Annotated in this window: 7 protein-coding genes; 2 read left to right on the top strand and 5 right to left on the bottom strand. The window is 37.7% G+C overall.

Translation table 11 applies throughout. From position 1 onward, the window contains the following. Positions 1-112: 112 nt before the first annotated feature. Positions 113-2,704, bottom strand: coding sequence for a DNA mismatch repair protein MutS (gene mutS / locus SJY37_RS06765; RefSeq protein WP_379953358.1), 2,592 nt, complete (start codon positions 2,702-2,704; stop codon positions 113-115). Between the two features lie 561 nt (positions 2,705-3,265). Here mutS and SJY37_RS06760 point away from each other — a divergent pair. Both SJY37_RS06760 and SJY37_RS06755 read left to right on the top strand, forming a co-directional pair. Further along, entirely contained in the window at positions 3,266-6,244 is a 2,979-nt protein-coding gene (locus tag SJY37_RS06760) for a SusC/RagA family TonB-linked outer membrane protein (protein WP_298322413.1), read from the top strand. A 9-nt stretch (positions 6,245-6,253) separates the two neighbouring features. Beyond that, positions 6,254-7,609 (top strand): RagB/SusD family nutrient uptake outer membrane protein, encoded by a 1,356-nt coding sequence (locus tag SJY37_RS06755; RefSeq protein ID WP_298322415.1) that lies wholly within the window; start codon positions 6,254-6,256, stop codon positions 7,607-7,609. A gap of 143 nt (positions 7,610-7,752) precedes the next feature. On the opposite strand, the gene SJY37_RS06750 is transcribed toward SJY37_RS06755, so the two are convergent. The 4 genes from SJY37_RS06750 to SJY37_RS06735 are packed head-to-tail and all read right to left on the bottom strand — an operon-like array spanning position 7,753 to position 14,464. Continuing rightward, positions 7,753-11,298 carry an efflux RND transporter permease subunit gene (locus SJY37_RS06750; protein ID WP_298322417.1) on the bottom strand — a complete coding sequence of 1,182 codons (3,546 nt, stop codon included), beginning with the start codon at positions 11,296-11,298 and terminating at the stop codon, positions 7,753-7,755. Between the two features lie 3 nt (positions 11,299-11,301). Then, positions 11,302-12,468 carry an efflux RND transporter periplasmic adaptor subunit gene (locus SJY37_RS06745; protein ID WP_298323834.1) on the bottom strand — a complete coding sequence of 389 codons (1,167 nt, stop codon included), beginning with the start codon at positions 12,466-12,468 and terminating at the stop codon, positions 11,302-11,304. Between the two features lie 50 nt (positions 12,469-12,518). Then, positions 12,519-13,859: a TolC family protein gene (locus tag SJY37_RS06740; RefSeq protein WP_298322420.1), complete on the bottom strand. Its 1,341-nt coding sequence runs from the start codon at positions 13,857-13,859 to the stop codon at positions 12,519-12,521. Then, on the bottom strand, positions 13,859-14,464 hold the full coding sequence (locus tag SJY37_RS06735; RefSeq protein ID WP_298322424.1) for a TetR/AcrR family transcriptional regulator: 606 nt from the start codon (positions 14,462-14,464) through the stop codon (positions 13,859-13,861). Before SJY37_RS06735 ends, SJY37_RS06740 begins: the two co-directional genes overlap by 1 nt. Positions 14,465-14,612: the final 148 nt, after the last annotated feature.

Raw genomic sequence — 14,612 nt, 5'->3', positions numbered from 1 at the left:
CATAAAGAAATAGCACAAAAACTAGTTCAAAAATATAAGTAACGGGTTCATCCCGAGTACAAAAGACTTCCATTAGGAAGCCTTTTGTATTTTATAGCGTTCAATTAACCTTCTAAGAAGTAGCGCCACCCTTCTTTTTAACAAGCATTCTCTTTATCTCATTGAGCTTCATAAGCGCTTCTACCGGCGTAAGCGTGTCGATATCTATATGTAAAATCTCCTCTTTAATATCTTCTAGCAATGGATCATCTAGATTAAAGAAACTAAGCTGCATTTCTTCTTCGCCAGCTTCTTTAAGTTTACCTGTAAGCTCCTCACTTCCGTGAGATTTCTCCAGCTTCTCCATCATTTTTGTCGCTCTACGTAGTACCTGTTGAGGCATTCCCGCCATCTTTGCGACATGTATCCCAAAACTATGAGCACTACCTCCTGGCACTAGTTTACGTAAGAACAATACATTATCCTTAAGCTCTTTTACAGAGACATTGTAGTTCTTTATGCGTTCAAATGTCTCACACATCTCATTAAGCTCATGATAATGCGTTGCAAAGAGCGTTTTAGGTCTTCCTGGATGTTCATGTAAAAACTCACTGATAGCCCAAGCAATGGAAATTCCATCATAAGTACTGGTACCACGACCTATCTCATCTAGCAAGACTAAACTACGGTCACTTAAGTTATTAAGAATGCTAGCCGTTTCATTCATCTCTACCATAAAGGTACTCTCACCCATAGAGATGTTATCGCTCGCTCCTACTCTTGTAAAGATTTTGTCTACCACGCCTATATGTGCTGCTTGGGCTGGTACAAAACTCCCCATCTGGGCGAGCAAGACTATTAGAGCTGTCTGTCTTAAGATGGCACTCTTACCAGACATGTTAGGCCCAGTAATCATAATCATTTGTTGATCTCCACTATCTAAATACACATCATTTGTCACATAAGACTCGCCTAGTGGGAGTTGCTTTTCTATTACCGGATGTCGTCCTTCTTTTATGTCTATTGCTTGTGACTCATCTAGCGTAGGTCTCACATAATTGTTTTCCCTAGCTAGCTGTGTAAAGCCTAACAAGCAATCTAGCTGGGCTATCTGAGAGGCATTTGCCTGCACTTGAGGAATAAAACTACTCATCCAGTTTACCAATGCAGAAAATAGCTGCTGTTCTATCGCCTGAATACGCTCTTCGGCTCCTAAAATTTTACCTTCATATTCCTTAAGCTCCTCGGTGATGTAACGCTCTGCATTAACTAGTGTTTGCTTTCTTATCCACTCTTCTGGTACTTTGTCACGGTGGGTGTTACGCACCTCTATATAATACCCAAAAACATTATTTGACGCTATCTTAAGCGAGGTAATCCCTGTACGCTTAGTCTCTCGCTCTAGCATTTGCTCTAGGTAATCTTTACCTCCTTGAGACAGCGCTCTTAACTCATCTAGCTCTTCATGAAAGCCAGCTGCAATTGCTCCGCCTTTTATTATAGAAACTGGTGCTTCTTCTTTAAGTGTTTCTTTTATTTTATCCCGCAACACCACACAATCTTGAAGTTGCTCGCCTATAATTTTAAGTGATTCATTATCCGTACTAAGCGCTAACCCCTTTATAGGAACGATTGCTTCTAGCGAATTCTTAAGCTGAATAACCTCTCGCGGACTAATTTTACTCGTAGCAACCTTACTTATGAGGCGCTCTAAGTCTCCTATTTTCTTAATGTTAGACTGCATTTTATCAAAAATCCCTCCATTATCTGAGAGAAAAGACACCACCTCATGACGCCTTTTAATTTCATCAAGACGTTTGAGGGGTAATGCTAGCCAACGTTTAAGTAGACGCCCTCCCATAGCCGAAGTGGTCTTATCTATAATATCTATTAAAGTAATGGCCTTTACTCCAGAAGCCGAGTTATAGAGTTCGAGATTTCTTATGGTAAAGCGATCCATCCAGACATAATCATCTGCCGCAATGCGACTTATTCTTGTAATATGCTGTAGCTTGTGATGCTGCGTTTCTCCTAAATAATGAAGCGCTGCACCAGCAGCAACCACTCCTTCTGATAGATGCTCTACCCCAAATCCCTTTAAAGAATTTACATTAAAGTGCTTATGCAGAGATTCTGTAGCATAGTCTATATGAAATACCCAATCTTCTTGATAAAAAGTATGATAATCTGAGCCATATGCTTCTAAAAAAGTCTTTTTTTGCTTTTTACAGACTAGCAGTTCGCTAGGAGCAAAATTTTGTAATAGCTTATCTATATAAGCGATATCACCCTGAGCAGTGAGATACTCACCAGTAGATACATCTAAGAAAGCAACTCCTACCTTTTCTTTATTAAAAAAAACAGCCCCAAGAAAGTTATTTGTTTTTGCAGAAAGTATATCATCAATCATTGCAACCCCAGGCGTTACAAGCTCTGTCACACCACGCTTTACAATTTTTTTAGTCTGCTTTGGATCTTCTAGTTGGTCACAAATAGCCACCCTACAACCTGCCTTTACAAGCTTAGGCAAATAGGTATTTAGAGAATGATGTGGGAAGCCAGCAAGCTCCGTGCGATCTCCACCATTATTGCGACTTGTTAATGTGATATTGAGAATTCCCGCTGCTTTTACAGCATCTTCTCCAAAGGTTTCATAAAAATCTCCTACTCTAAAAAGCAACAAAGCATCCGGGTATTTTGTTTTAATACCATTATACTGCTGCATTAAGGGGGTCACTTTTTTCTTAGCCAAATCATTTATTTTAAGAAAAATAAAAGTACACTATTCTATTGGGTTCGCTTTCTCAAAAATGACCAGACTTTCCTAGTTTTTCCACATTTTATACACACGCTTTCGCGAAAGCGCAAAATAAAGCGTTTTAACAGCACTTCGATCTCACCACGACTGTAGTGCTCATAAAATTGAATACTTTCTCTTAAAAAAGAGCTTATAGATTAAAATTAGATAGATTATAGTTATCGAAAAAATAAATTTAATAGACAAAATTTAGTGATTCAATTTTTAACATTTTAAGGTGATACCTCATAACCGTGAGAGTAAAAAAGCCGAAGACAATTTTACAACACCCTTGTAATCATATATATAATCAATAACCTTATGAAAAGTTCTCAAAAGAAAGCTTATTTATTTGAAGAATCAAGATGATGATTGGCAAATTCGCTTATTTCGTGTAATTTTTAGAATATTATTAGCATATAGTTAACTATTAGCTAAATAAGTTAAATATTATTTATAATTTGGATTATAAACTAAATCAAATATCAAATGAAACAAAAGTACCCATTACTCAAAATGGTCTATTTCTTGTTATTTTTAATTCCTTGTGCCCTGATGGGTCAGTCTGTTGTTACAGGAGTTATTAAAGATGCTGGAAATAACCCAATTCCCTTTGTCAATGTTATTGAAAAAGGAAGTTCAAACGGAACCACCTCAGATTTTGACGGTAATTACTCCATTACATTAAACGGAAATTCTGGAACCTTAGAATTTTCATACCTAGGGTATGCTACACAAGAAAAATTAATTTCAAGCTCACAAACATTAAACGTAACTCTTGAAGAATCCTCAGAGTCACTAGATGAAGTAGTAATTTCTGGACTTGCTTCTTCTGTAAAGAGATCTAATGCTGCAAATGCTGTAGCATCAGTATCAGCAGAGCAAATTACCGGCACTACACCACCACCTACATTAGATGGAGCGCTTTATGGTAAATTTGCTGGAGCACTCGTAAGCCAGAATTCTGGAGCACCAGGAGGAGGACTCTCTATTAAACTTCGTGGAGCTACTTCTATACAAGGTAACACACAACCGCTTTATATTGTAGATGGTGTTTATGTAGATAACTCTTCTATTTCTGCAGGTCTTAATGCAGTTTCTGCTGCATCTGCTGGAGGAAGTGCTTCAAACCAAGATAACCCTACAAACAGAATAGCTGATATAAATCCAGATGATATTGAAAATATCGAAATATTAAAAGGAGCATCTGCTGCTGCTATATACGGTTCTAGAGCTGCTGCGGGAGTTGTCATCATTACAACTAAGAAAGGTAAAGCTGGAGAAACTCAGTTTAAATTTGGACAATCTTTTGGATGGACTCAGGTAACTAGACTACTGGGACTTCGTAATTATAATGAGCAACGCGTAGAGGATAGCTTTGGTGCAGAAGCAGTACCACTCTTTATAGCCGCTAGAGATGAGGGAAGATTAGTAGATTATGAAGAAGAGATATACGGCGAGAAAGGTCTTATAAGCAAAACTAATTTTAGCATGAGCGGTGGAGATGTAAAAACTCGCTTTTATGCTGGTGTGACTCACAGTAATGAAAATGGTATTGTAAAAAATACAGGCTACGAAAAGACTTCACTTCGTCTTAACTTAGATCATAGAGCTACAGACTTTTTAAAAGTATCACTTAATACAAACTACATCAACTCAAAGTCTGATCGTGGTTTCTTTAATAATGACAACTCAGGCACCACTATTGGTGTAACTTTAACAGGTACAACTCCTTGGCTACAGTTATTTCCAGATGAAAATGGTGTATATCCGGACAATCCATCTGGTGCGTCAAATCCTCTACAGACAAGAGATAGAGTAACGAACGAAGAAATAGTAGATCGCTTTATTATTGGGGCATCTGCAAATCTTGATATTTTCAAAAAAGAAAAATCAAGCCTTGAATTAATTCTACGTGGAGGTTTAGACACTTATGGACAGAAATCTAGAGCTATTTTTCCAAAGGATTTACAATTTCAAAAACCTGCTAATGGTGGACAAAATGGAGTTGCAGTTCAAGGAGATACTCAAAACAGAAACTACAATCTAGCGGCATTCTTAGTACATAATTATAGAACAGACAATGACCTATCCTTTAGAACTCAAGCCGGTGTTACGAGAGAGTATTTTGACAGAAACACGCAACTTATTACTGCTAGTGGACTTGTAGCTTCAGAAACTAATGTTGATCAAGCTGCAAATACTGGAACTAACCAGTTTAGACTACTCCAAGAAGATGCTGGATTCTTTGTACAAGAAGAAATCAATTTTCAAGATAAGCTTATAGGAGCGATAGGGTTAAGAGGAGATAAGTCTTCAAATAATGGAGATGCAAACGAGCTTAACTATTACCCAAAAGCATCACTTGCAGCAAACTTTAATGAGTTTGATTTCTGGAAAGAAGATAGCTTTGTAGACAAATTTAAGCTTCGTGTAGCTTATGGAGAAGCAGGTAACTTTGCTCCTTTTGGAGCATTATTTACATCATATACATCATTCTCTACAAATGATTTACTAGGAATAAGCCTAGTAGGTGTGCGTGGAGATGGTGATTTAAGCCCTGAACGTCAAAAAGAATTAGAATTTGGTACAGACCTTAGTATTCTTGATGGTAAAGTAGATTTTTCTGCAACATACTATATTAAAACTGTTGATGATTTAATTCTTAACTCAGCGCTACCTCCATCTTCTGGATTTACGAGCGAATTTGTAAATGCAGGTGAATTACAAAACAAAGGACTTGAATTATCATTAAATAGTAATATTATTGAGTCAGAGGATTTTGTGTGGAATGCTAGTGTAAACTGGTTTAAAAATACTTCTAAAATAACTCGTTTAGATGTTGATCCTTTTAACGTAGGTGCTTTTGGAGCGACACTTGGTACATTTAGAATTGAAGAAGGTTCTAGTGCTACACAGATAGTAGGAATTGGCCCTAATCCAGGTGCAAATGGATTCCAAAGGTTTGGAGATTCAGAGCCAGATTTTCAAATGGCGCTTAATAATAGTATTCAATACAAAGATTTCCAATTATCATTTTTATGGCAATGGAAAAAAGGTGGAGATAACATTAACCTAACTACATTATTATCTGATTTAAACGGCACTAGTGCAGATTATGATGATTCTGGGCTTGACCCTTCTGGAGCTCTTGCAAATGGCCCATATAGAGTGAGTCAGCTTGGTTCATCTGCAGATGTATTTGTAGAGGATGCATCTTACCTAAGATTGCGTGAAGTGGGATTATACTACACTATACCTACAACAACTTTAGAAAATTTCTTAGGAGGAAACATAGACAATATTAAAGTAGGATTTTCAGGAACAAACCTAATCAACATATTTGATTACAATAGTTATGATCCAGAAGTTTCAAACTTTGGTGGTGGCGGTATCTTTACTGGTGTAGAGGTTACACCTTTCCCATCTTCTAAGCGATTCTTATTTAACCTAGCTGTAAACTTTTAATATAAAAAGATGAAAAAATATATAACTAAAAGCCTACTTGCATTAAGTATTTGCGCTGGGCTTTATTCATGTGACGTACAAGAATACTCAGACTTAAACAACCCCGAGGTTGATGCCTTTGAAGACAATCTAACTCGTGGTGACTTACAAGATCTAGTAGGTGGAGTGCTATACAGCTCTCGTGTAGGCTTAGGAAATTACTTTGATAATTGTGGCGTTATAGGTAGAGAATACTATAGATTCTCAAGCTCAGACCCTAGATATACAAGTGATTTATTAGGTGGAGAAAATGCTGTGCTAGACAACAACACCTTCTATATTACAACCCCATGGGCTGCTAGATATAGAACTGTAAAAAACGCCAACTTGATCTTAGGGTTTATTGAAGGACAAGATCTTTCTGCAATATTTACCGCAGAGGAGCTCAGCGCAACAACTGGATTCTTAAAGACAATGATTGCCCACGAGCTATTACTTAACTTAAACTTAGTAGATGAGGGAGGTATACGTGTAGATGTTGCAGACGAAGCAAACTTAGGACCATTTGTATCAAAAAGCGAAGCACTAACCTTTATAAGAACTACATTAATAGATGCTGCTACAGATCTTAATGGTGGAGGTGATGAATTTCCGTTTCAACTTTCAGATGGATTTGAAAGTTTTAAAGTTCCAACAGATTTTGCTTTAGTCAGTAACGCCCTTGCAGCAAGAGTAGCTGCATATCAAGGAGATTTTGCAGGAGTGTTATCATTACTTGATGACTCTTTCCTAAGGTTAGATAATGTAAACCTCGATCTTGGTGTTTATCACAACTTTTCACAAGATCAGACGGATCTTCTTAATCCTATGTTCTTTGCTGTTAACTCATCTACTGCAGGTGCACGTATCGCACAACCATCTTTTATCACAGATGCAGAAGCAGGCGATGCTAGACTTAATAAAGTAGTACTACGTAGTGCTGTAGATGATGCTGGCAACACTATTGCAAACCCATTAACACTAGATGGTCTTACTGGTGAATATGACGTTTTCCGTTACACTACTAATGTTGATAATATTCCAATCATTCGTAACGAAGAGTTATTATTACTTTATGCAGAAGCAAATATTACAATAGATCCTGCCGAAGCGATAGTTGCACTTGACTTAATTAGACAAAGTGCTGGTCTAGATCCATATTCTGGAACTACAGACCCTACAGAGCTTACTGATGAGATGTTAACACAACGTAGATATTCTCTATTTGCCGAAGGACACAGATGGATAGATGTACGTCGTTACAATCGTCTTGATGAGTTACCTATTGATAGAGCAAATGATGATGTATTTTCTCAATTCCCAGTACCACTTACTGAGAATCAATAAAACTCAGATAATTCATTTAAACCCTCTCAATTTCTATTGAGAGGGTTTTTTTATGCTTTCGCGAAAGCGTAATTACTCATTAAAAAAGCGCATTCAGCTTATTGCCGAATGCGCTTTTCTACACTAATTAACTAACTAATTACTTATGCTGCTTCTGGCAAATCTTTTTCTTCTTCTACCGCATCTTTACCACCTCGTATTTTGAATTTAATACGATATACTATGTAGTATAGTAGTGGTACAATAATAAGCGTTAAGAAAGTCGCTATGATTAATCCGTAAATAACTGTCCACGCAAGTGGCCCCCAGAAAATCACGTTATCACCTCCTACATAAATACCAGCATCAAACTCTTGGAACAACCCAAAGAAGTCAATGTTAATACCAATAGCAAGTGGTATCAAACCAAGCACCGTTGTTATCGCTGTAAGTAATACTGGACGCAAACGTGCACGACCACCTTCGATAATGAGTTCTTGCATGGTCTTTTTATCAAGCATTTGCTTTCCTTCCAGATCCTGCGCTACTTCTTTTCTATCTACTAATAACTGCGTGTAATCCAGAAGTACCACTCCATTATTTACCACAATACCGGCGAGGGAAATAATACCCATCATGGTCATGATGATTACAAACGGTGATCCACTTATAATAATTCCTCCAAATACTCCTATAAAACTTAAGAAGATGGCTATCATAATAATGATAGGCTTTGATATGGAACTAAATTGAAATATCAACAAGAAAAATATCAATGCTAGTCCGCCAAAAAAGGCACTTACCAGAAAGTTCATTTCCTTTGCTTGGTCTTCAATTTGACCTGTATAATTCACCTTAATATCTTTAGGAATTTCATCAAAGTTTTGCATCTCTTCTTGCACTGCGGCAACTACTACTCCTGCATCTGTAAACCCGGCGGCAAGGTTAGAGTATACTGTCACCACACGTTTAGAATCTCTATGCTTTATTGCACTAAATGAAGAGGTATTTCTTGTAGTGGTTACTGCACTTACAGGCACTTCTTTTACTTGTCCAGTAGCAGGATCTCTAAAGGTAATATTCTGATTAAATAAAGCAGATTTATCATATCGCTGCTCTTCATTGAAGCGCACGTAGATATCATAATCTTCTCCATTCTTTTTATACACTCCTGCTTTATCCCCAAAAATAGAACGACGTAATTGCAACCCTACTTGACCAGTTGCTACACCTAGTTCTCCTGCCTTCTGGCGATCTACAAGAACTTCTGTTCCTGGCTTACCTCTATTTACATTAATCTTAAGCTCATCTACTCCAGGAACGTTCCGGCTATTAATATAGTTACGCATCTTTTCTGCTGCGATGATGAGTTCTTGATAATCCTTACCTTCTAATTCAATATTGATAGGATATCCCTGTGGTGGTCCTGCTGCATCTTTTTCTACTGTAATTACAACTCCTGGATATACTCCTCTCACGGCGTCTTGCACCTTAAAACGTAGCTCTTCACTATCTGCTTCATTACGGTACTTATACTCACGCATAGTAGCTGTAATCTTTGCTCTGTGTGGCATTTCGGCGGCGCTTCCTCCGTCTGTTTGTGGGTTACCTGCGCCTTCTCCTACTTGTGACACAGAAGTTTCTACAAGTGCATTGTAATCTTCACCTTCTAAGTATGCTTCATCATTAAAAACCTTAAATACACGTTGTTCTATCTCCTTCGTGATTGCATCTGTTTTGGTAATTGCGGTACCTTCTGGATATTCTATATAAACCGTAATCTGGTTAGGTTTGTTATCTGGAAAAAATTCGATTGCTGTACGACCTGCGCTTACAGATCCTCCAAACGCCATAAAGGTTAATATAAGCATCAGGAAAATCCCTACTACAAATCCTATAGGCTTATATCCTCTAATTGCCCATCCTAAGAATCTCTTATAAATATCTTCTAACCATGTCAAGAAACGCTTTTGGAACGCATCGGCAGCACCTTTAAGTACGTATTTATAAATCCACATGAAGATAATAGTCGCAATCACAAGACTTCCTAGTCCGCGTATGCTTCCACCTAAAAATAATATCATTAACCCAATAGGCAACATGATGAGTGAGGTGCGGATAAGAAATTTTCGCGAAAGCGCCTTCTCATCTGTTTTCATAAACTGTGATACGAGCATCGAGTTTATAAAAATTGCAACAAATAATGATGAACCAAGTACGACAGATAGTGTGATAGGGAAGTAAATCATAAACTGACCCATAATCCCTGGCCACAATCCTAGTGGCACGAAAGCTGCTACCGTAGTAAGTGTGGAAATAATGATAGGAAAAGCTATCTCTCCGATACCTTTTTTGGCCGCTTCTATACGTCCCATTCCTTCTTCGTCCATGAGACGATACACATTTTCTACTACCACAATACCATTATCTACTAGCATCCCTAGTCCCATAATGAGGGCAAAGAGAATCATGGTATTCATCGTATAACCCATCAAGTTGAGGATCATAAAACTCATAAACATAGACATAGGAATTGCAAACCCTACAAAAAGTGCATTTTTAAATCCTAAGAAGAACATAAGTACGCCTACCACAAGTATAATCCCAAAGATGATATTGTTTACAAGGTCGTTTACTTGGTTTTCTGTCTTTGCACTCTGATCATTTGCTGTACGCACAACCACATCCGGAGGAAACACCTCTGCTGTAGCATTTGCTATTATCTCGTTGATTTGCTCTACGGCCTCAATCATGTTTTCACCAGATCGCTTTTTTACATCTAGCATTACCACCGTCTCACTTATCTCCTCGTCATTTACCGTATCTCCTTCATATAATGTGAGGTCTCTAGCATAGGTAGTTTTATCTTCTTCAGAAAAAGTTACCTCTGCAATATCTTTAAGATACACAGCACCATTATCTGATTTGATTACAAAATCTTCAAGCTCTTCTGGGCTCTGAATTTCTCCTATCACACGAATGTTACGACGTTGCCCACTACTCACAAGGTTACCTGCAGATAGGGTCATATTTTCATTTCCTATAGAAGCAAGTATATCATTAAAGCTCACTTGAGCAGCAATCATTTTATACACGTCTACTGCTACTTCTACCTCGCGCTCTTGAGCACCACGTATGGTTGCCTCCTTTATTTCTTTAAGACTTTCTATCTCATCTTGTAAATACTCTGCATACTCTTTAAGCTTTATAGTAGGATAGTTACCAGATACATTTACATTAAGAATAGGTGTTTCCTCAGAGATACTTAAGTCAAATACGTTAGGCTCCACCTTTGCATTATTAAACGTAGGCCAGTCTTCATTTGCTGTTTCTGAGTCTACCTCATCTTTTACACGTTGCTTTGCAACTTGTACATCAACTCCTTCCTTGAACTCTATGGTGATGATTGCATAATCTTCTTGCGAAGTAGAAAGCACCTCTACCACGTCAGATAGATTCTGAAGTTTATCCTCCAGCGGATCAACAATAAGACGCTCTATATCCTCTGCGGTGTTCCCTGGATAAGGAGCCGAAATATAAATTTTAGTCTCATTAATTTCTGGAAAATTCTCACGTGCCATACCTAAATATGCACCCATTCCTAAGGCCAGAAACAGCGCCATAAGAACGTAAATAATGGTAGGATTATCAATCGCCCAACTGGAGATTGCAAATTCCTTATCTACATTTTTCTTTTTCTTATCTGTCATCGCTTAGTATGTTAAGATTTTTACAGCCTGGTTATCTTTTACAGATCGTGCTCCTTCTACGATGATCTTATCGCCTACTTCTATTCCAGAAAGTACTTCAATGCGATCTCCTTGAGATTTACCCGTAGTTATGATTTTTTGCTGCGCTATCATTTCGTCCGCTTTCGCGAAAGCGATATATACATATTGCTCACCATCTGCATTTTCATTAATCACATTGAGAGGAATTAAGATTGCATTCTCTGCTGTATAATCATTGATAGAAAGTCGCGCAGTAAGGTTAGGTTTTACTTTACCATCCTTATTAGGAACATCTACCTCTATAGCAAAACTTCTATTTGATGGTTTAATGTAGTTACCCGTCTGGCGTACAGTAGCATCAATACTCTCTCCTAGTACTGGAAACTCTACTTTTACCGTTTTACCAGCCGTAACTGTAGGTAAGTAGCTCTCAGGAATCTCTGCAGCTACATACATATTATCAAGATTTACGATTCTAAAAATGGCAACTCCTGGAGCAACTACGGTACCCTGGTCTGTAATCACCTCATCTATCACACCAGAAAAAGGTGCAGTTACCGTAGTCTTACCTAGCTGACTTTTAATCTGATTCACCATATTTTGCGATGACTCATATTGTGTCTTTGCTTGCAAGTATTGAATCTCTGACCCTATTTTTTGATCCCATAAACGTTGTTGACGCTCAAAAGTAGTCTTTGCAAGTGCTGCCTGAGACTCTACTTGTGCTACTTGGCTTCCTAAACCTCCATCATCTATACGAGCTAGCAACTGCCCTTTTCTTACGCGCTGCCCTTCTTTTACAAGCACTCTTGAGAGTGTTCCTTGATACTCTGGATATATAAGTACGTTTTGCTTAGTTTCCACATTACCTTGTACTTCTATAAAGTGGTTGAATAAAGTATCCTTAACGGTCATTGTAGTAATAAGAACCTCTTTCTTGTCTCTAGGTGTTTTTTCTTCTAGCACTTTTTCAATTTGTGCCAATTGCTCATTACTAGTAGTTATTTCTGCCTTAAGCGCTTCTTTCTTAGACTGAAGCTCTTCTACTGTGCCAGATTCTATGAGTGTCTCTACAGATTTTCCGTTAGAGTCTCCTCCACAAGAAACGAGTGCGATACTTAAGATAGCAAGTGTGATATATTTTTTCATCATTATTTTATTTCTGATTGGTAGCTTATTAAAATCTCTTGTTGAGAGAACTAGTTATTGGTATAATTAGGCACATTAAGTATGGTCTCTAGATCTGCCTTAGTTGTAATTATTTGCAACATTGCTTGCAGTAACTCTTGTTGTACTTGGTAAAGTTGCGTTTGCGCTTGTCTCAAATCAAAACTTGTACTTAATCCTTCTCTAAATTTTATTTGATTCTTATTCTCAATACGCTCTGCTAGCGTGATATTCTTAAGAGATGTATTGTAGTTATCTATGGCAAGCTCATGATCACTTTTTGCCGATGCATATGCAAGTTTAATTTGCTGTGCTGTCTCCTCTTTTTGAGTTTTGGCTTGATCCAGTGCTATTGCAGCTTGTGCCGTTCTCGCATTACGCATGCCAGAACTAAAAATTGGTATATTAAGTTGGAAACCAGTAATAGATTGCGGGAACCACTTCTCATCACTATCAAAAAAGTTAAACTCGTTACGCCCTGCAAATGTTCCTACATTTATAAACGCTCCTAGTGTAGGTAGCGCTTTACTTTTCTCAAGTTTAAGCTCAAGCTCGCGTTGCTCATTAAGATTATTTACAATCTTATAATCTACGTTTTGCTCTAAGTTTACGGTATCATTAAGAAGTCCTAATGCTGGTAGTGCGAGCCCTTCTAGCGTTTGAGTGAGTACCGTTTCTTCATTTACATCGATGCCTATTGCTAGATTAAACATTTGCTTAGCAATGGTTACCATACGCTGTGCATTTGCTCGCTGGTTCTTGAGTGACAAAAAGGTAATCTGTAGTTGCTCTACATCTTCCTCCTCTGCAAATCCATTTTCAAAAATGATTCTTGTCTCTCTCAAGTTGTCTTCTAGTGTTGCGATATTTTTATCTAAAATAGCCACGCTCTCTTGAGCAAGAAGCACTCCTCCATAGGCGTTTATGACACCCTTGCGCACTTCAAGTTGTGTCTTTTCATTGGCATTTTTAGAATAGTCTAGAAAAGTCTTGGCTGCTTGTAATCCTACAAGGTATGACCCATCAAAAATAAGCTGACTTAACGTTGCCGTTGCAGTCGCATTTTGTTGTGTTCCAAAAACTACAGGAATAAAAGTACCTGCATCACCACCTACAAACTCGGCTGGAATAAGCTGTGTAGGCTGTTTTATCTGGTAGTTATAATCTAGACTAGCGCTTACCTGTGGTAATCCGCTAGCGGTGGTTTCCCATTTTCTCTTAATTGCCTTTGCGATGTCTCGGCGGCTATTGATAGCTGTATAATTGCTATCTAGAGCAAAGGTTACAGCCTCTTCTACGGTAAAACTTCTAGTTTGTGCTACCGTGGCAACACTTACTAGTAATAATATCGCTATAGATAATCTCTGTATCATTAGTTGTGGTTAGATTTGATGAGTTTATTTAAAATTTTTCTTCCTTTAGGTGTTACAATACCACGTATGTGATACTCTAGATACATATCATATAAGTCTGACACGGGAAATGTAGATTTAGGAAAAATAGTCTCATCCTTAATACCTGTCATCCCTGTGAAGTAAATATTTACTACAAACTCTACACTTATATCACTTATAAAAAGTTCTTGTTCTATCCCTTTGAGCACGTTTCTAGTCACACAACTTTGCATGTAATCATACTGACTCTTTCTAAGCGTCTGGTGTATCTTAGGATAATATTTTTGAAGCTGATACATAGAAGAAGTACGCTCTCCATTAATGTGCTCAAGTACATATTTCTTAATGTCATATAATTCCTCAATAGGATTTAACTCACGCTCAAATATGGTATCTATCCCTCCGCATACATCTGTAAACATCTGCATCGCACTTGCAGAGACTATCGCTTCTTTATTTGAATAGTAGCTGTACACTGTTTTCTTAGACATACCCATCTCTTTGGCTATATCATCCATTGTGATGCTCTTAAATCCCTGACTTAAAAACAATTCGGTTGCAGTGTGTAATAATTGGTCTTTCATATTTCGAGTGCAAAAATACGCAGGAAACTTTTAAAGTTTTTATAGTTTCCAACTATTTTAAATAAATTTTAACAGTTGTAGGGGTTTACGGTACGCTTTCGCGAAAGCGTAATAGGGCATAATCATCTCTTATCACTTATTTTTACAA

The sequence above is a fragment of the Dokdonia sp. R78006 genome (assembly GCF_042466145.1).
In the GTDB taxonomy this organism is placed as follows: domain Bacteria; phylum Bacteroidota; class Bacteroidia; order Flavobacteriales; family Flavobacteriaceae; genus Dokdonia.
This window is presented reverse-complemented; position numbering and strand designations above follow the sequence as displayed.